This window comes from Streptomyces sp. NPDC014907 (assembly GCF_055562975.1).
This window is the reverse complement of the sequence record NZ_JBVHEG010000007.1, coordinates 204241-223090: the sequence shown is the minus strand read 5'-3', so window position 1 is coordinate 223090 and position 18850 is coordinate 204241. Positions and strand designations below refer to the sequence as shown.

The 18850-nt window shown below is 75.2% G+C and carries 15 protein-coding genes; 12 read left to right on the top strand and 3 right to left on the bottom strand.

Features of this window, described 5'->3' with window-relative positions; genetic code table 11:
• Positions 1-81 precede the first annotated feature (81 nt).
• Positions 82-522 carry a nuclear transport factor 2 family protein gene (locus ACZ3IL_RS20465; RefSeq protein WP_467391871.1) on the bottom strand — a complete coding sequence of 147 codons (441 nt, stop codon included), beginning with the start codon at positions 520-522 and terminating at the stop codon, positions 82-84.
• A 128-nt stretch (positions 523-650) separates the two neighbouring features.
• On the opposite strand from ACZ3IL_RS20465, the gene ACZ3IL_RS20460 reads away from it, so the two are divergent.
• The 8 genes from ACZ3IL_RS20460 (at position 651) to thpR (ending at position 8835) form a co-directional block, all read left to right on the top strand.
• Complete coding sequence (locus tag ACZ3IL_RS20460) at positions 651-1685, top strand: GlxA family transcriptional regulator (RefSeq protein WP_467391869.1); 1035 nt, start codon at positions 651-653, stop codon at positions 1683-1685.
• Between the two features lie 396 nt (positions 1686-2081).
• Positions 2082-2489, top strand: coding sequence for an alpha-amylase (locus ACZ3IL_RS20455; protein WP_467391867.1), 408 nt, complete (start codon positions 2082-2084; stop codon positions 2487-2489).
• A gap of 399 nt (positions 2490-2888) precedes the next feature.
• Positions 2889-3617 (top strand): GDSL-type esterase/lipase family protein, encoded by a 729-nt coding sequence (locus ACZ3IL_RS20450; RefSeq protein ID WP_467391865.1) that lies wholly within the window; start codon positions 2889-2891, stop codon positions 3615-3617.
• Between the two features lie 393 nt (positions 3618-4010).
• The gene (locus ACZ3IL_RS20445) at positions 4011-4838 is read left to right on the top strand and encodes a peptidoglycan-binding domain-containing protein (protein WP_467391863.1); all 828 of its coding nucleotides are present in this window, start codon (positions 4011-4013) and stop codon (positions 4836-4838) included.
• 62 nt (positions 4839-4900) lie between these two features.
• Positions 4901-6340: a choice-of-anchor A family protein gene (locus tag ACZ3IL_RS20440; protein ID WP_467391861.1), complete on the top strand. Its 1440-nt coding sequence runs from the start codon at positions 4901-4903 to the stop codon at positions 6338-6340.
• Between the two features lie 187 nt (positions 6341-6527).
• On the top strand, positions 6528-7721 hold the full coding sequence (locus ACZ3IL_RS20435; RefSeq protein ID WP_467391859.1) for a cytochrome P450: 1194 nt from the start codon (positions 6528-6530) through the stop codon (positions 7719-7721).
• Between the two features lie 14 nt (positions 7722-7735).
• The gene (locus ACZ3IL_RS20430) at positions 7736-7945 is read left to right on the top strand and encodes a ferredoxin (RefSeq protein WP_467391857.1); all 210 of its coding nucleotides are present in this window, start codon (positions 7736-7738) and stop codon (positions 7943-7945) included.
• A gap of 260 nt (positions 7946-8205) precedes the next feature.
• Entirely contained in the window at positions 8206-8835 is a 630-nt protein-coding gene (gene thpR / locus ACZ3IL_RS20425) for an RNA 2',3'-cyclic phosphodiesterase (RefSeq protein ID WP_467391855.1), read from the top strand.
• 108 nt (positions 8836-8943) lie between these two features.
• Here thpR and ACZ3IL_RS20420 read toward each other — a convergent pair whose 3' ends face one another.
• Both ACZ3IL_RS20420 and ACZ3IL_RS20415 read right to left on the bottom strand, forming a co-directional pair.
• Positions 8944-9462 (bottom strand): hypothetical protein, encoded by a 519-nt coding sequence (locus ACZ3IL_RS20420; protein ID WP_467391853.1) that lies wholly within the window; start codon positions 9460-9462, stop codon positions 8944-8946.
• A 245-nt stretch (positions 9463-9707) separates the two neighbouring features.
• Positions 9708-10841 carry an FAD-dependent monooxygenase gene (locus tag ACZ3IL_RS20415; protein WP_467391851.1) on the bottom strand — a complete coding sequence of 378 codons (1134 nt, stop codon included), beginning with the start codon at positions 10839-10841 and terminating at the stop codon, positions 9708-9710.
• 645 nt (positions 10842-11486) lie between these two features.
• Between ACZ3IL_RS20415 and ACZ3IL_RS20410 the strand changes: the two genes are divergently transcribed.
• The 4 genes from ACZ3IL_RS20410 to ACZ3IL_RS20395 all read left to right on the top strand — a co-directional run bounded on the left by ACZ3IL_RS20410 (position 11487) and on the right by ACZ3IL_RS20395 (position 18652).
• On the top strand, positions 11487-13292 hold the full coding sequence (locus ACZ3IL_RS20410; RefSeq protein ID WP_467391849.1) for a thiamine pyrophosphate-dependent enzyme: 1806 nt from the start codon (positions 11487-11489) through the stop codon (positions 13290-13292).
• Between the two features lie 307 nt (positions 13293-13599).
• Positions 13600-14205: a hypothetical protein gene (locus tag ACZ3IL_RS20405; protein WP_467391847.1), complete on the top strand. Its 606-nt coding sequence runs from the start codon at positions 13600-13602 to the stop codon at positions 14203-14205.
• Positions 14206-14301: 96 nt separating this feature from the next.
• Positions 14302-14640: a thioredoxin family protein gene (locus ACZ3IL_RS20400; protein WP_467391845.1), complete on the top strand. Its 339-nt coding sequence runs from the start codon at positions 14302-14304 to the stop codon at positions 14638-14640.
• A 187-nt stretch (positions 14641-14827) separates the two neighbouring features.
• Positions 14828-18652, top strand: a complete 3825-nt coding sequence (locus ACZ3IL_RS20395) for a S8 family peptidase (RefSeq protein WP_467391843.1) — start codon at positions 14828-14830, stop codon at positions 18650-18652.
• Positions 18653-18850 lie beyond the last annotated feature (198 nt).

Here is an 18850-nt window from a genome sequence, read left to right as displayed (position 1 = left end):
ACGCCGGGCCCCGTCGGCACCGGGCGCCGGCCGGGTGGCGCCCGGTGCCGGCGGTTCCCGGCGTCCCGCTTCCGCCCCGGCTCAGGCGGTGAAGGCCTCGCCCACGGCGTGACTGTCCTCGTACATGCGGTATCCGGTGATCCTGCCCCCGGCGGTCGTGATGTGGAGGGCGAAGTGGTTGGTGAAGGTCTTGCCGGTGGCCAGGACGCCGAAGCGGTTGCGGCCGACGACCACGGCGTGGTCTCCGTCGACGAGGGTGTGGGTGACGGCGTACTCCTGGGCGGGGGCGAGGTGCCGCCCGAAGGAGGCGAAGAAGGCGGCGATGTCGTCCCTGGTGGTACGGGTGCCGGTCCACGGGACGTTCGGGGCGCCGCCGACGTGGAAGTCGGCGCCGTCGGCGAACAGGTCCAGCAGGGCGGGCACGTCACCCGCGCCGAAGCGGGCGAAGAAGGCCTCGACGACGTCGCGGGTGGTGGCCGGGGCGGCGGGAGTGCTCGTGGTGGGGGCGGCGGTTCGGGACACGGGGACGCTCTCTTTCCGGGACGTGCTCGTTGCGGTTCGCGCCGGTTCTCCCGGGCGCGCCATCAGACTGCCGGGACCCGGGAGACCCCGGGAGTGGCCCGATGGCCGCCGGATGAAAACATCTGGCCATGCATCATGTGGGCGTTCTCGCACTGGACGGCGTCGTCCCCTTCGAACTCGGCATCCCGGCGCGCGTCTTCGGCGCCGCCCGCGACGCGGCCGGCCGCCGGCTCTACACCGTGACCACCTGCAGCCTCGACGGCGGCCCGGTGCGCGCCGAGGCCGACTACGGCCTCACCGTCACCCGTGACGCCTCCCTGCTGGCGGAGGCCGACACCGTCGTCGTCCCGCCCTCCCACGCCCTCGGCCCCATCCGCGAGGAGGGCCTCCTGCCGCGTCCGCTGCGCGACGCCCTGGACGCCGTCCGCCCCGGCACCCGGATCGTGGGCATCTGCACCGCCGCGTACGTCCTGGCCGCCGCGGGGCTCCTCGACCACCGCCCCGCCACCACCCACTGGCGCGAGGCGGAACGCCTGCGGCGGATGTTCCCCACGGTCCGCGTCGACCCCGACGTGCTGTTCGTCGACGACGGGGACGTCCTCACCTCCGCCGGCGTCGCCGCCGGCATCGACCTGTGCCTGCACCTCGTACGCCGCGACCACGGCAGCCGGGTCGCCAACGACGTCGCCCGCTCCTGCGTCGTGCCGCCCTGGCGGGACGGCGGACAGGCCCAGTACATCCAGCACCCCGTCCCCGACCGGACGTCCTCCGGGACCGCCCCGGCCCGGGCCTGGGCCATGGAGCACCTGCCCGATCCCCTCACCCTGGCGGACCTGGCCGCCCGCGCGAACATGAGCGTGCGCACCTTCACCCGCCGCTTCCGCGACGAGGTCGGCACCACCCCCGTCCAGTGGCTGATCCGGCGGCGCGTCGACCTGGCGCGCCACTACCTGGAGACCACCGACTGGCCCGTCGACCTCGTCGCCCACCGCACCGGGTTCGGCACCGGCGTCTCCCTGCGCCGGCACCTGCACGCCGTCATCGGCGTCACCCCGCAGGCGTACCGCCGCACCTTCCGCCCCACCGCCGCGCCCGGGACCGACGCGGCGTCCTCCGGCCGGGCACCGGCTGTCACGCCCGGATCACGGACAGGCGAATCCTGACAACGCGGCGCACGTATTCGGCCAAGACCGGTTCCGACCCGCGTGGGCGTCCGGTACGGGCGCCCCGGCCGGCCGGCACCGCGCATGGAGACCGCCCGGCCCTTTCCCCGGAAGGCCGGGCGCGACCTCGCCGCGGACAGGGGCGGCCCGCACGTTTTCCGCTCCCCTCTCCAATTCCTCTTTTCTCATACGCGAGTTGGCGAGAGACGGCACACTTCCCCGCCCCCTCGCGACCCGGCGCGCGGCCCCCGGTGCCCGGCCGCTCCCCCATGCCCACGACCCGCCAGGAAGGGGGCACTCCGCCCGGAGAGGGGACGCGCGTGACGTCCGGCGCGAATGTCTGAAAAAGTTTTCAGAGACTTGCGCAAGATCCTGTAATCGACCCAAGGTTCGGGCATGACGAATATGTTCACTCTTCGCCGCGCATCCCGTTCCCTCGCCCTCGCCGCCGCCGCCAGCGCGGCGGGCGTCCTGGCCTCGCTGGCCGCCGCCCCGACCGCCTCGGCCGCTCCGTCCACCCCGGCCACTTCGACCGCTTCGGCCACTGCGACCACTTCGGTCACCGAAGGCACCACTCCCCCGGCGTGCGTGGAGTACTACGCGAGCTGGCGCTACACCCAGGTCGCCAACGGCTGCGACACGGCCGTCGGCGTCAGCGTCCAGTACGCCGACGGCCAGACCTCTCCCTGCCAGACCCTCCAGGCCGGCGCGTGGGGCACCTTCGCCGGTTACGGCACCGACATGAACTACGTGACGGGCCTGCTGACCTGCGTCCCCGTCACCACCCCGACCGACGGAGCCTGATCCGCGGGTCCGTCGCGGCGGCCGACGCGCCGCTGCGGCGGACCACCGGGGAAACAACGGCGGGGCCGGGGGACGAGGTACGGCCCGGAGAGGTCGCCGACCGTGCCCGCGACGAGCGGCAGCGCGCCGCGCGCCGCGCGCCGAGTTCGGTGGGCGTCGTCCGGCCGGTCCGGGGCGCGCGGGTAGCGGTCCCGGCTCCGCTCGCCGCAGGACACGGGGTCGGGACGGACGCGGCCGGAACGCGGGGAGCCGGGTGCGTCGCGAACGCTCCGCCGGGCCCGCGTCACCGCTCTCGCGGCACGCCCTAGGGTGGGCGGGTTCGACACGACGACCACCGACCACGGGCCGGGCGGGGTCGGCCGACCCCGCCCGGCCCGGAGACGAACGGAGAACACACCCGTGCGGTTCACCCAGGACGACCGGCTCCTCTTCGTCGGGGACTCCGTCACCGACACCGGCCGCGACCGCGAGGACCCCGGTTCCCTCGGCGACGGCTACGTCCGGCTGATCGCCGAGGCGCTCCGCGCCGGGACCCCGGCGGACCGGACGCCCCCGACGGTCCTCAACAAGGGGGTGAGCGGCAACCGGCTCCGGGACCTGGAGGCACGCTGGGAGACCGACGTCCTCGCTCCCGCGCCCTCGGTGGTCACCGTCCTCATCGGCATCAACGACACGTGGCGCCGCTACGACCAGGGACTGGACAGCCCGGTACCGGAGTTCGAGGCCGCGCTGGGCCGTGTGCTCGCCCTCACCGAACGGCGGTGCGCCTCGCGCCTGTTCGTCATGACGCCGTTCCTGCTCCCGGCCGATCCCGGGCAGGAGACCTGGTTCGAGGACCTGACGCCGCGCACCGAGGCGGTCCTGCGCGCCGCCGGGGAGCGCGGCGCGACGGTCGTCCGGACGGATCTGGCGCTGCTCCGCGCCGCCGGGGAGCACGGCGCGGCGGCCCTCGCCCCGGACGGGGTGCACCCGAGCCCGCTCGGTCACCGCCTCATCGCGGAGGCGTGGCTGGCGGCGGCCGGCGCCGTGCCGGACGCGGGCACGCGCGAGGACACGGGCGCGCGTACGGAACCGGGGCCGGGCACGGGCCCGGAAGCGGGTTCCGCCGCACTCTCCGGCCCCGCCTGAGCGAACGCCTCGGGGCCGGTCCACCCGCCCCGGTTCCACCCCTCCCCCCTCCGCGGTCGGCCCCCAGGGCCGGCCGCGGTTTTCGTCGTGCCCCCGCGTCGGGCCCGATCCCGGGTCCGGCCCCTCGCAGCAGTTCCGGCAGCACTTTTCCCTGTGAGGTGCGCCACACGTTAAAAGTCCTTTAAGGAGCAAAGTCGCGGTGTTTCCGATTCATCCCTATTTGTTCACAGTTGACGCTTGCTTTGAACAGCGATCAATATCTCCACGACTTCACCACACCTCCCCACGGCGTCGCCTCACCTGGAGCACTCGATGCGCAACAGGGCTGCCCTGACCACAGCAGTCACTTCCGCCACTCGTGAAACAGCGGGACCGGAACACCGGGGCGACCGCGTGTTCGGAAAGGTCGCCGGGCCCGGCCTCGACGACACCGGGGCGCGGGGTCAGGACATCGAGCTCTTCGACGTGACCGCCCGGCTGCCGGTGATCCCCTCCCGGTCCGCCGCGTCCGCCCACCCGCCGCGGAAGGCGCGGCACGGCCGTACGGCGGGCGCGGTGTGGCGCTCCGTACCGCTCCCCCTCATGCTCGCGGGCGCCCTCTCCACGGGACTCGGCGCCGGACTGATGGTGTGGTTCTCCGCCGAGCCCGATCCCACGCCGCCGTCCGACCGGTCCTTCTCGCTTCCCGACCTCGTGACGGACGCCCCGTTCCCGGCCCAGGACGCCAACGGGGCGCCCTCCTCCCCCGGGGCGAACGCCACCCGGGCGACCCCGCCCGCCACCCCCTCGGTCCCCGCCACCACCACCCCGGCCCCCACCGCCACGACCGCGACCACGGCGCCGCCGGCCTCGGCTCCCGCCACGCCGTCGGCGCCGGCGTCACCGCCGGCGACCGTCCCGGCCACCGCCTCCCCCACCCCCGCGACCAGCGTCCCGCCCTCGCGGCGGAGCACGCCCTCCCCCACACCGACGTCGCGCGACCGGGACCGGACCCCGCCCGCCGGGCGGACCGACCTCGCCCTGGGAAGCACCGGCCCCGAGGTGGCCGACCTGCAGCAGCGCCTCCGGCGGCTCCACCTGTACTTCGGCCCGGTCGACGGGGTCTTCACCGCGTCCGTGGAGTCCGCCCTGATCCGCTACCAGATCTCCCGGTACATCCCGCAGGAGAACGGGGTCTACGGCTCCCTCACCCGCGCCGTCCTGTCGGCCGAGACCTCCTGATCCCGGCCCGTCCCTCCCCGAACCACCCGTCACATCGCAGGAAACCAGAAAGGTTCACGTACATGCGCAACACCGGAAGAGCACGCATACGGCTGAGCGGGGCCGTGGCGATCGGCGTCGTCCTCGGTCTCACCACCGCGGGCACCGCCCTGGCCGCGCCCCTCGCCCCCGCCGCGGGCGACACCCGGTCGTGCCCGGCCCCCGGCAAGGAGCCCCGCATCGGACACGAGCCGCGTTTCCTCGACGCCAACGTGGCGCTCTTCGCCGGCGGCGACTACACCGCGGACGGCGCGACCGCCGAGGCCGAGGGCCTCCTCGTCATCGGCGGGAACGCCACCTTCGCCAAGGGGTCCGGCGGCGTCTTCAACGTGGGCCGCGTCGGCGCCGGTTCCGGCATCCTGCCCGCCTCGGGCTCGGTCATGCTCTCCGTCGGCGGGGACCTGACGATCGCCAAGGGCACGAGGGTCGACGTGGGCCACGGCCTCACCGCCGGTCCCCGCTACGGCGGCTCCGTCAAGGTCGGCGGCACGATCGACGAGAAGGGCGACCTGGAGACGAACGGCGGCGAACGCGCGTCCGGCCTGGGCGCGCAGAAGGCCCTCACCCCGTACGACACGTTCGGCGACACCATCCGGGGCGAGTCCGCGGCCCTCGGCGCGCTGAAGCCCACCGGCACGGCCGTGCGTTCGGGCGGGACCGTCACCTTCAAGGGCGGGAGCGGCGACGCCTCCGGCCCGCAGGTGTTCGAGATCTCCGCCAAGGACCTCGACGGCACCTCGTCCTTCGACTTCAAGGACATCCCCGGGAATTCCTCCGTCGTGGTGAACGTGACGGGCGGACAGCCGGTCGGCATCTCCCCCCTGTCCGTCGGGTTCAACGGCGACCGCGTGGACGTGTACGACTCCGCGCACTTCGGCGAGGCCGCGTCCCGCATCCTCTACAACTTCGAGGCGTCCCCGTCGATCACCCTCGGCGGCGGCGGCAACTTCATGGGGTCCATCCTCGCGCCCAAGGCGTCCGCGGACCTGACGGCCAGCACCAACGGCCGCGTGTACGTGGGCGGCAGCCTGCGGACCCACGGCACGGGCAACGAGTCCCACAACTACCCGTGGAACGGCTCCCCGAAGTTCTCCTGCAAGCCGACGCCGGACAGCCCGGGCACCGAGCCCGTCCCCACGCCCACGGTGACGACGCCCGGCGCCGAGCCGTCCGAGCCGGCCCCGTCCGCCACGACGCCCACGGGCGAGGGCACCACCCCCGCCGCCCCGGAGACGACGGCGCCCGGGGCCGCTCCCTCCACGCCTCCCGCGGAGGACGCCTCGGCCCCCGCCGCGCCCGGTACGTCGGCGCCCTCGCCGTCCGCCACCGAGGCCGGCGACGGTTCGCTGGCGACCACGGGCGCGCAGTTCACCCCGTACGCGATCGCCGCGGGTGTCCTGGCCGCCGCCGGCGCGGGAATCCTCGTGCTCACCCGTCGCCGCCGGTCCCTCGGCCGGCACTGACCCGGTGATCCGGAGGGCCGGACCGACGGACGGGAACCGTCCGCCGGTCCGGCCCTTTCCCACGTCCCGGGCGGCCGCGGCCGTTCCGGTGGATTGGCCGAACTGTGCGTAGACCGGATAGGTGCCTGAGGCATGTAGTGGAGGCGGAACCGACGTCAGAGCTCCCGATGCCCCGAGCGAGGCCCCCGTGACGAAACCCGTGGCGTTCCCCCAGAGCCGTGCCTGTCCCTATCAGCCGCCCACCGCCTACCCCCGGACCGGGGACGGGGGCCCGCTGTCGCGGGTGACCCTCTGGGACGGGCGGGAGGTGTGGTTCGTCTCCGGCCACGGGGCCGCCCGGGCGCTGCTCGCGGACCAGCGGCTCTCCACCGACTCCACCCGGGACGACTTCCCGCTGCCGACCGAACGGGCCGCGAACCTGCGCAGGAACCGGCGCGCGGCGCTGCTCGGCTGGGACGATCCCGAGCACAACGTCCAGCGCCGGATGCTCATCCCGAGCTTCACCCTCAAACGCGCCGAACGGCTGCGGCCCCGCATCCAGGAGGTCGTGGACCGGCTGCTCGACGCGATGGTCGCCCAGGGCCCGCCCGCCGAACTGGTCGGCGCGTTCGCCCTGCCGGTGCCCTCGATCGTCATCTGCGACCTGCTCGGCGTGCCGTACGCGGACCACGAGTTCTTCGAGGAGCAGTCGCGGCGGCTGCTGCGCGGACCGACCGGCGCGGACATCGAGGACGCGCTCGCCCTGCTGGAGGCCTATCTCGGCGACCTGATCGACCGGAAGCGCGAGAAGCCCGGCGAGGGCGTCCTCGACGACCTGGTGGCGCGCGGAACGGCCGGGGACGGCGGACCCGACCGGCAGGAGCTGGTGCAGCTGGCCACGATCCTGCTGATCGCGGGACACGAGACCACGGCGAACATGATCTCCCTCGGTACGTACACGCTGCTGCGCCACCCCGAGCGGCTGGCCGAGCTGCGGGCGGACCCCGGGCTCGTGCCCGCCGCCGTGGAGGAGCTGCTGCGGTACCTGTCCATCGCGGACGGGCTGCTCCGGGTCGCGCGCGAGGACATCGAGGTCGCCGGGACGCTGATCCGGGCGGGCGAGGGCGTGGTGTTCTCCACGTCCGTCATCAACAGGGACGCCGCCGTCTACGGCGATCCGGACGCCCTCGACTGGGACCGTTCGGCCCGCCACCACGTGGCGTTCGGCTTCGGCATCCACCAGTGCCTGGGGCAGAACCTGGCCCGCGCCGAGCTGGAGATCGCGCTGGGGACGCTGCTGCGCCGGCTGCCGGGGCTGCGGCTCGCCGCCCCCGCCGAGGAGATCCCGTTCAAGCCGGGCGACACGATCCAGGGGATGCTCGAACTCCCCGTCACCTGGTGAGAGGAGTGACACGCGTGCACGTTTCGATCGACAGGGACGTCTGCATCGGAGCCGGGCAGTGCGCCCTGACCTCCCCGGACGTCTTCACCCAGGACGACGACGGGTTCGGGACGGTCCTGCCGGGCCGGGAGGACGGCCGCGGGACGCTGGTCCGCGAGGCCGCCCGCGCCTGCCCCGTACGGGCGATCACCCTCGGCGGCCCCGACGGCGGTCCCGGGGAGTGACCCCGGCCCGCGCCCCGGGCCGGTCCCCCGACGGCCGGGGCCGGAGCGGGTCCGGGGTGCGCCGCCGTGCCGGGGTGCCGCGTCCGCCGGGGCGGCGGCCGGGGCCTCCCCGGTGCCGGTCGCGGCGGGACGGCCGCGTACCCTCGCCTCCGGACGGCACGCCCACCCGGGCGTTTCCGGCCACGCGGCCGGCGGGGCCGGGGCGGGCCGTCCGGCCGGCGGGAACGGCGGCCGGACGCACGGTGAGCGGGGAACGGAAGATGAGCGAGGGACCCGGGCCGGGCACGCGGTCCGGCGGGGACGAGCGGGCCCGGTCCGCGACGGTGCGCGTGTTCGTCGCCCTCGCACCGCCCGACGACGCGAAGGACGAGCTGGCCGACGCGCTCCGTCCCGCCTGCGCCGCGTATCCGGGCATGCGGTGGAACCGCGTCGAGGACTGGCACATCACCCTGGCGTTCCTCGGGGAACTCCCGGTCGCGGCCGTTCCGCCCCTCCGGCCGCCGCTCGCGGACCTCGCGGCCTCGGTCCGGCCGGTCGAGCTGGCGCTGCGCGGCGGCGGGCACTTCGACGGGCGGGTGCTGTGGAGCGGGATCGACGGCGACCTCGAAGGACTGCACGCGCTGGCGTCCCGGGTGCGCGCCGTGGTCGGGGAGTGCGGAATCCCCTTCGAGGGACGGCCGCTGCGCCCGCACCTGACGCTGGCCCGCGCCCGTCGCACCGATCCCGACTCCGTGGTGGAGGCCGCCGCCGGGCTCGCCGGCTTCACCGGGCGCCGGTGGCGGGCCGGGCGTCTGCACCTGGTCGGCAGCGACTTCGGGCGCGGTCCGGGACCGATCCGCTACCGCGACATCGAGTCCTGGGCGTTCGGCGGTCCCCGCGACGGTGCCTGAGGGCACGCGGGCGGGACCGGGTCCCGGGCGTCCGGCGGGCCCTCCGAGGAGGACCGGGGGCGCGTCCGCGCACCGGGACCGCGGCCCCGTCCCGTCACCGGCCCGGAGTCAGCGGCCGTACATCCGGCGGCAGAGGTCGGCCGCGCCCATGGGGGCCCGGATGCGTTCGGCCTGACGGCAGAGCCCGCGCAGTTCGGGCCGCCGTCCGTCGGCCGGCGGGCGGGGCCGGAGCCGGGCCGGCGGGCGGGAGCGGAGCCGGGCCGGGCGGCTCTTCCGCGGGGGCCGGGGGACGGCTCCCGTCCGGGCCCTCCCCGTCTCCGGCCCCCGGGGCCGGGCCGCCGCCGGGCGGGGGCGCCCCGGGGGCCCTCCGCGCTCCGGCGACCGGGAGGAGACCGGTGCGCGGGCGGCTCCGGGCCCGGTGGAGGCCCCGGGTGCCGCCGTCCCGAGCTCCTCGCGCGGAGCCGCCTGGGTGGGGGCGGGCAGCGGCGAGGGGGCGCGGTCGTCGGCCGGGGCGAGGGCTCCGGGCCGGACGGGCGGGGAGGACGGGGCGGGGCCGTGCGGGACGGCCACGCAGCCGGCCGCGAGGAACGCGGCGAGCAGGAGGGACGCGGTGCGGCGGACGTGCATGGGGCCACGGTGCCCGAGTCCGTACGGACGGAGGGGCCGTACGGCCCGCGTCCACCGGGACGGGTGAACCGGCCCGGCCGCTCGCGTCGCGTTCGGGACGGTCGCGCGCGAGCGCCGCGGCGACGGACCCGGCGCGCCGTTCCGCCCGGTCCGCCCGGTCCGGTCGGTCCGGGCGGTCCGGGCGGTCCGGGCGACCGGCACGGCGACCCGGACGAACGCGCTCGCGCACGCCCCCCCACCTCTTCCTAGTAGGGCTTCGCGAGGACGTGGGCGGCGCCGGGGATGCCGACCTTCAGGAGTTCGTCCTCCTCGGGCGTCGTGGGCGCGCCCATCTCCTGCTTGAGGACTGCGCGCGACAGGGCCTGCACCCACAGGGCGCGGGGCCGCCGCCGCGCCTCCCAGCTCTCCAGGGCCTCCGGCACCGAGGCGGCCTCGTCCAGGGCCCCGGCGAGGACGAGCGCGTCCTCGACGGCCATCGCCGCGCCCTGCGCGAGGTGCGGGGTGGAGGCGTGGGCCGCGTCGCCGGCCAGCACCACCCGGCCCACGTGCCACGGCTCCTCGACCGTGACCTGGGAGATCCGGGAGTACACGACGGCGGACGGGTCGGTGACGGCGGCGAGTGCCTCGGCCACGGGCCCGGAGAAGGCGGCCAGCCGGTCCGCCAGCTCCTCGTGGGCGCGCTCCGGGTCCGGGCGGAAGTCCTCCGCCTCGGCGAACACGGCGCCCAGGTACATCAGTCCGTCCGTCATGGGGGTGAGCAGGGCCTTCGCGTCCCGGCCCGCCGTGGCCATCACCACGCCCCGCACGTCGGGGTGGCGGGGCACGGTGACCCGCCAGTTGGCGAATCCGGTGTACTCGGGGACGTACCGGTCCCCGTAGAGACGGGCGCGCAGCGGGGAGCCGATGCCGTCGAAGCCGACGACCAGGTCCCAGCGGCCGGAGGAGCCGTCGGAGAGCGTCACGGTGACGCCCGCGCCGTCGTCGTCGAGTTCGGTGACGGTCGCGGCGAACCGGACCTTCGCCCCCGCGGCGACGGCGGCGTCACCGAGGATTCCGGCGAGGGCCGGCCGGGGTATGCCGTTGCCCGCGGGCACCCCGTCCATGCGCGGCTGCGGTATGCGGGCCAGCGGGTTCCCCGAGGGGTCGGCGATCGTCAGGACCTCCCACGCGAACCCCGCCGCGAGGCAGGCGTCGAGCACGCCGATCTCCCGCATGACGTGCAGGGCGTTGGAGGGCTGGATGATGCCCACGCCGAGGGCGTCGAACCGGTCGCGCAGCTCGGCCACCTCCACGGTGTGGCCGCGCCGGGCGAGGGCGGTGGCGAGCGCGAGGCCGCCGATGCCTCCGCCGTGGATCAGGACGCGCAGGGGTGATGCCATCTCGGGTGTCTCCAGGGGGTGGTGGGCGGGAAGGGGACCGGCGGGGCCGCCGGACCGGGGAGGTCGGCCTCGGGGCGGCCGTCGGGGACGGCGGTACGCCTCCGGACGGTGCCGGGCGGGACCGCCGCGACGCGCGCACGCGCGGGCCGCGCTCCTCGGGGAGGGGCGGTCCGGTGCCCGCCCGGGCAGCGGTCCGCTCCTCCGCGTGCATGATAATCGCGCGGGGCGACGGGGACTTGAGCGGTGCGGACGGGGCCGGGCCTCCGGCGGGAGGCGGGCGTCGGGAGGAGCGGGAGCCTCCCGACCCGGTCCCTCCGGCGGGAGGCGGGCGACGGGGGGACGGGCGCGTTCCCGGTCCTTCCGCCCGTCCGGCGCCGGCCCCCTCGGAGGTGCCGGAGGTCCGGAAGGCCCGCGCCCGGCGCGACGGCCCCGGCGCGCGCTCCCCGGCTCCCCGGCTCCCCGGCTCCTCGGCTCCTCGGCTCCTCGGCTCCTGATGATCCCCACGTACCCACGTCCCCGCGTCCCCGTGTCCGGCCCGAACGGGCCCCGTGGGGGTGCGGCCGTCACCGCGGTCGGCTTGGCTGGCCGGGGAAGCGGAGGGGTGTTCCGCCGCGGCGGGCGCCCAACGACGAGGAAGGACACCCCGTGGCACGGGCCGACGCGAAGAAGACCACCTCCGACCTGATCGTCGAACGCCTGCTGGAATGGGGAGTCGACACCTGTTTCGGCATCTGCGGCGACCAGATCAACGGCTTCTTCGAGGCGCTGCGCACCCACCCCGAGATGAAGTTCGTGCACGTGCGGCACGAGGAGAACGCGGCGCTGGCGTGCGTGGGGTACGCGAAGTTCACCGGGCGGCCCGCCGCGTGCGTGGCGACCGCGGGGCCGGGCGCGATCCACCTGCTGAACGGCCTGTACGACGCGCGCGTCGACGGGGCCCCGGTCATCGCCGTCACCGGCCTCGCGTACCACGACACCGTGGGCGCGCACTTCCTCCAGGACGTGCCCTCCGACCGGCTCCTCGGGCAGGCGTGCATGTTCTCCGAGCGCGTGATGGGCCCGGCCCACGCGATCACGGCCACCGACCTGGCGGTGCGCAGCGCGCTGATGAACCGCGCCCCCTCGCACCTGGCGATCCCCATCGACGTGCAGTCCTGGACCCTGGACCAGGACACCGTCTCGGACAAGAACGTGCCCGGGCACACCTCGACGGCGGGACAGCCGTTCGAGGTGATGCCGCCGCCGGAACGGATCACGGCCGCCGCGGAGGTCCTGAACTCCTGCCGCCGGATCGCGATCTGCGCCGGTGCGGGCGCCCGGGGCTCGGGAGACGTGCTGGAGCGGGTCGCGGACGTCCTGGGGGCGCCGATCGTCAAGGCCGGCCTGGGCAAGGACTGCGTCCCGGACGACAGCCCCTACACCACCGGCGGCATGGGCCTGATCGGCACCCGCGCCTCGCACGAGGCGTTCGAGGACTGCGACGGGTTCCTGATCGTGGGCTCCTCCACCCCGTACTACGACTTCTGGCCCCGGCCCGGCCAGGCGCGCGGCGTGCAGATCGACCTGAACGCCGACCGCATCGGCATGCGCTACCCGGTCGAGGTGGGTCTCGTGGGCGACGCCGGGAAGGTGCTCCACGCCCTGCTGCCGCACCTGGAGCGCAAGGAGGACCGCGCGTTCCTGGAGCGGGCCCGGAGCGGCTACCGGGCGTGGTGGGACCTGATCGGCGAACAGGCCGCCTCCTCGGGCACCCCGATGCGGCCGCAGGTGGTCACCTGGGAACTGTCCAAGGTCCTGCCCGACCGCGCGGTGGTCACCGGCGACGCGGGCACCGTCACCGCGTGGGGAGGGCGGCTGCGGCTGCGCGAGGGCATGAACTACTCCTTCTCCGGCACCCTGTGCACCATGGGCGCCGCCCTGCCCTACGCCATCGGAGCGCAGCTCGCGCACCCCGACCGCCCGGTGATCGCCCTCACCGGCGACGGCTCGCTGTCCATGGGCATGGGCGAGCTGGTCACCCTCGCCCAGTACGACCTGCCCGTCAAGGTCGTCGTGCTCCACAACAACTCCCTGGCCCTGGAGGTGTGGGAGCAGACCGCCCTTCTGGGCAACCCCCAGTACGGGTGCGAGCTGCATCCGATCGACTTCCGGTCCGTGGCGGAGGCATGCGGTCTGCGCGCCTTCCGCGTCGACGACCCGGCCCTGGCCGGACAGGTCTTCGCCGAGGCCATGGCCCACGAGGGCCCGTGTCTGGTCGAGGCGATCACCGACCCCTACGAGGCGCCGTTCGGCGAAACCCTCAAGCCCGTCCACGCGGAGCACATCGCCCGGGCCTTCGGCAAGGGCGAGAAGGCGGCCGGAGCCATGGCGCGCAACCTCCTCCAGGAGCACCGGGTCGCCATGTCCCCCGCCCTTCAGCAGCACCGGAACGAGCTCGGGCGTCATCGGTGACGGGCCGGGACGCGCGAGCGGCCGGCGCGTCCTCGCCGGCGGGCGGTACGGCCCGGACGCGGTGAGGGCGGCGGGCCGGACGGTTCCCGCGCACCGGCCGCCCCGGCAGGGATTCCGGATGCCCCGCGCACCGGCCGCCCCGCGCACCGGCCGCCCACGGGGAGGTCCCCGGGCTCCCCGGTGCCCGGTGTCTCGCACGTTTGTCCCCGGGGCCCCGTGGAAGAGGTGAATCCGACGACCGGTCGGCCGAGTCGCGGCCGGGGCGGCCGGACCTCCTCGACGCCACGACACGAACAGGAGCCCTCCGTTGCGCTTCTACGCCCAGACACCCGCACGCCGGAACCGCCAGGTGCTCGTGGACCTGATCGCCGCCGCCCTGATCGCCGCCGCCGTGTGGGTGGCCCTCGCCGTCCGCGAGACGGTCCTGCTGCTGGCCGAACCGGGGCGCAGGGTGGAGAGCTCCGGCGACAGCCTCGCCGAGGAACTCGGGAAGGCGGGGGACGCGGTGTCGGACGTGCCGCTCGTCGGCGGCGTCCTGCGGAAGCCGCTCCGGTCCGCGGCCGACGCGGGCGCGGGCTTCGCCGACGCGGGGGTGTCGCTCCAGGAGACCGTCGGCCAGGTCGCCGACGTGGTCACGGCGGTCCTCGTCGTCGTCCCGGTGGTCTTCGTCCTGCTCCTGTGGCTCCCGCCGCGTCTGCTCTGGATCAGGCGCAGCGGCGCCCTGCGTCGTCTCGCCGGGACTCCCGGGGGCGCCGACCTGCTCGCCCTGCGCGCCCTCACCGGCCCCCCGGCCGTGCTCGCCGGGCTGCCGGTCCCGGACGGCGGGTGGGCCGACGCGTGGCGCCGGGGGGACCCGCGGGCCGTCGCCGACCTCGGCGCGGCCGCGCTCCGGCACGCCGGGCTCCGTCCCTGAGGAGCCGCAGGACCGGGACCGCCGCCCGCGTACGGGCTCCGTGCCGCGCGGGGGATGATGGGCACGGAAAGACGGAACACGAGGTCAGGAGCTTCCATGGCGAAGCGGGTTCACCAGCCCCGTGAGGACGCGGAGTTCGACTTCGTCCTCGGGATGAGCGGGGTCCCGGTCCTCGCGTACTTCGTCGGGACGTGGCCCAGGGCGATCGAGCCCTGCCGGGCGATGGACCTCGTCATGGCGGGCGTCGCCGACGCGTACGCGGGCCGCCTGACGGCCGTCCGCGCCGACATGACGCGCTGCCCGGCCGCGACCGGACGGTACGGGATCACCGAGGCCGCGTCCTACGTCCTCCTGAAGGACGGGGAGGTGGTGGCGCGCGGCACGGGGCCCGTGACCGGCTCCGGGGTCCGGGAGTTCCTGGACGCCCACCTCTGAGACCCGGTCCCCCGCCCGGGACGGGCGGGGCCGTTTGCCGGGCACCTGGGGCGAGGTGGGACAAGTCGCGTGTCGTAGAGGCGACATGTCGCAAGCCCGACACCCGAGGGGCTGGTGCGTCGATCATGGGGGCCCGACTCTGGAGCCGCACCGCGTGTCCGTTTCCTTGCCCCCTGGAAAGGTTCCGATGCACATACGGCTTCGCCCTGCCGCCGTTCTGGCGGCAGGGGTCCTCATCACCACCCTGGTTCCCCTGTCCTCCGGCGCGAGCGCCGTCCCGGCGCCCGTTCCCCCCGGCACGGACTTCGCCGGCCGCCCCCAGGCCGCCTCCGTCACGCTCGTGACCGGTGACCGGGTACACCTGGAGACCTTCCCCGACGGCCGGAAGACCGTCTCCGTCGAGCCGGCCCCGGGCACTTCGGAAACCGACTTCACCCAGACGGAGATCGACAAGCAGCTGTACGTGCTGCCGCGCGCCGCGCTCCCGTACCTCTCCTCCGGCAAGCTGGACCGGCAGCTCTTCAACATCACCTCCCTGATCGAGCAGGGTTACGACGACGCCCACACCCCCGCCATCCCGCTGATCGCCCGCTACACCGGCGGTACGGACCCCACGACCAAGGCGGCACCCGCCGGTTCGCGCAAGGGCCTGGTCCTCAAGAGCCTGCGCGGCTCGGCGCTGAAGGCGGACAAGAAGCAGGCCGGTCGCTTCTGGGAGGCCATCGACGACGACGACGCGCTCGCCGGGGGCGACGCGCGGAACGTCTCCGGGAAGTCCTCGTTCAAGAAAGCCGCCTTCGAGGGCGGCGTCGAGAAGCTGTGGCTGGACGCGAAGGTCCATGCCTCCCTCGACCGCAGCACCGCGCAGATCGGCGCGCCGGAGGCGTGGCAGGCCGGCTACGACGGGAAGGGCGCGACCGTCGCCGTCCTGGACACCGGCGTCGACGCCGCCCACCCCGACCTGGCCGGGAGGCTCGGCGAGGTGCGCAACTTCTCCACCAACCCCACCGCGAAGGACGGCCACGGCCACGGCACCCACGTCGCCTCCACCGTCGCGGGCAGCGGCGCCGCCTCGGGCGGCTCGCGCAAGGGCGTGGCACCGGGGGCACGGCTGCTGATCGGCAAGGTGCTCGACGACGACGGCTCCGGCAGGCTCTCCGCCATCGTGGCCGGCATGGACTGGGCCGCCCACTCGGGCGCCGACGTCGTCAGCATGAGCCTGGGCGGCCCCGCCACCGACGGCACGGACATCCTCAGCCTCACCCTCAACGACCTCAGCGAGAAGACCGGCACCCTCTTCGTCGTCGCCGCGGGCAACACGGGCTCCGACTACTCCGTGGGCTCCCCGGGCGCCGCGGAGAAGGCCCTGACCGTGGGCGCCGTCGACCGCGACGACAAGCTGGCCGGCTTCTCCAGCCGCGGCCCGCGCGTCGGGGACAGCGGCGCCAAGCCCGACCTGACCGCTCCCGGCGTCGACATCGTCGCCGCCCGCGCCGCCGGTACGTCCATGGGCCGTCCGGTGGACGCGTCCTACACCTCCGCGTCGGGCACGTCCATGGCGACCCCGCACGTGGCGGGCGCGGCGGCGATCCTGGCCGGGCGCCACCCCGACTGGGACGCCCAGCAGCTCAAGGACGCGTTGATGAGCACGACGCGTACCGCTCCCGACCGGACGGTCCACGAGCAGGGCACCGGCCGGGTGGACGTGGCCCGCTCGGTGCGCCAGCGGGTGCGCGCCACCGGCACCACCACCTTCGGCTCCCTGGAGCCGGACGCGGGCCCGCGGAAGGCGGGCGTCACCTACACCAACGACGGCGACGCGCCCGTCACGCTCACCCTGGCCGCCACCTTCGACAAGTTCCACGGCTCCCCGGTCCCGGCGGGCACCCTGGACGTCCCCGCGCAGGTCACCGTGCCCGCCCACGGCACCGCCGACGTGGCCGTGACCCTCGACACGCCCGCGCTCGCGGAAGGGGTCTACGGCGGCCGCCTCACCGCCACCTCGGCCGACGGGCAGATCGTCGCGCACACCGTCCTCTCCGCGGCGAAGAACCCGGTCACGCACAAGGTCACGCTGCGCGGCGTCGACCGCGCAGGGCAGCCGGCCGCGATCTCGCCGCTGATCATGCAGGGTTCGCGGAGTTCGATGAGCAACCCCGACATCTACGAGGAGGTGCCGGCCGGGCAGAGCCTGACGGTGCGCCTGCCGGAAGGCACGTACTCCCTGCAGGGCCTCATCTCGCAGTACACGGAGGAGAGCGCCGCATACAGCCTGGTGGTCGACCCCCGCGTGCAGGTGAGCGGAGACATGGACCTGGTGCTCGACGCGCGCAAGGCGGTCCCCGTGGAGGTCCGGACCCCCGAGCCGGCCACGCAGCGGGGCCCGCTGCAGTTCTTCACCCACTGGAAGGACGGCGACCACGAGGTCGTCAACTCCTTCGTAAAAGAATTCAGCGGCGGGCAGTCCCTCTACGTCACGCCCACCGAGAAGGCCCCCGGGGGAACGGTCTTCGAGTTCGCCTCCCGCTGGCAGCTGGCCGCGCCCATGCTCAGCGCACGCGCGGTCTCCGGTTCCGCCGCGGCCGGTGTCCCCGTCCGCCTGCTCCACAACTCTCCCGTCGTGCAGGGCGTGCGGCGCCTGCGGGTGGTCGACGCCGGCCCGGGGCGCCCCGAGGACTACGCGGCACTGCGCGCGCGGGGGACGGACGTCCGCGGAGCGGCGGTGATCGTGACACTGGATCAGCCCCTGTACGACGAGGCGGTGGCCGAGGCCGCCCGCGCGGGAGCGGCGGCCGCCGTCATCAGCAGCGCCGACGGTGACATGTACCAGCCCTCGACCTGGCAGCCGGTGGGCACGCGGCTGCCGGTGACCGCACTGTTCGCCCCCCACACCGCCGCACAGCGGCTGCGCGCGCGGGACACCGTCCTGGAGCTGAAGGGGACCCCCGACAGCCCCTACCTCTACGACGTCCTGCAGGTCTCCGAGCAGCGCGTCCCCGAGCGCGTGGTCCACCGGGTGGGGCCGGAGAACACGGCCACCGTGGTCTCGCGCTACCCGGACACGGGCGGAGCGGGCTACGTCGCGGAGAACCGTCAGGCCTACCGCCCGTGGGAGAGCACCGGCGTCGTCCTGATGTCCCGGTACGTCCGCACCGGGCAGGCACGGACGGAGTACCTGAGCGGTCCCGCCGACACCCGGTGGTTCCACTGGGTCAACCCCCGCAACGCCTGGGCGTTCCAGGCCGTGGGAACCGGCATGCTCGGCGGCCTGCGCACCTACCGGCCCGGTGAGCACACCACGGAGAGCTGGTTCGCGCCCGTGGTGCGGCCGGCGATCCCCCGGGGCGCCGAAGGGCTCGCCTACCGCAAGGGCGACCAGCTGGGCATCGGCATACCGGAGTTCGCCGACGCCGCGTCCGACCACTACGGCTTCGCCCTGCCCGGCGAGAACGCCAAGGCCCCCTACCCCGACGAGACCCGCGCCGTACTGCGCCGTGACGGCCGGGTCCTCGCCGAGGGCCCCCGGGCGTGGGGCCTGTTCCCCGCCGGCGGGGACGACGGCCGCTACCGGCTGGACCTGGACGTGAAGCGCACCAGCCCCGAGGGCACCCTCTCGCGGGCCACCAGCACCCGCTGGTCCTTCACCGCTCCCCGCCCGGCCGAGGGCGAGGAGGCCCTGCTTCCCCTCCTCCAGCTCGACTACGACGTGGCGACCGACCTCCGGGGCGCCGCCCCCGGCCCCGGGTCCTTCGCCTTCGGGGTGAGCGCCCGCCACCAGGACGGTCTGACGGGCCGTTCCGTGAAGGGCGTGGAGGTGTCCGTCTCGTACGACGACGGCAAGCACTGGCAGGCGGCGAGGACGTCCGGCGGGGGCGACGGCGCCTACCGCGTCCGGGTCGTCCATCCTCCGGCCGCCCGCACCAGCGGGTACGTCACGCTGCGGGTCCGCGCCTGGGACGACGCGGGCAATGAGGTGACGCAGCAGATCGAGCGGGCGTACGCGCTGAGGTAGTGACGCGAGATCCGGAAGCCGCGGCCGACCCCCGGTCGCGGCTTTCGCGCGTCCCGCGACGGCCGTACCGCGCCGCCCGCCCCACCGGCCGGGCACGCGTCGCCGGCCGGACGGCGCTCCGGCGGGCTCCCTCCTCGCCCCGGCCCACGTCACCCGGACCTCACAACCTACCCGCGTTTGCATGTATAGCGCGCATGC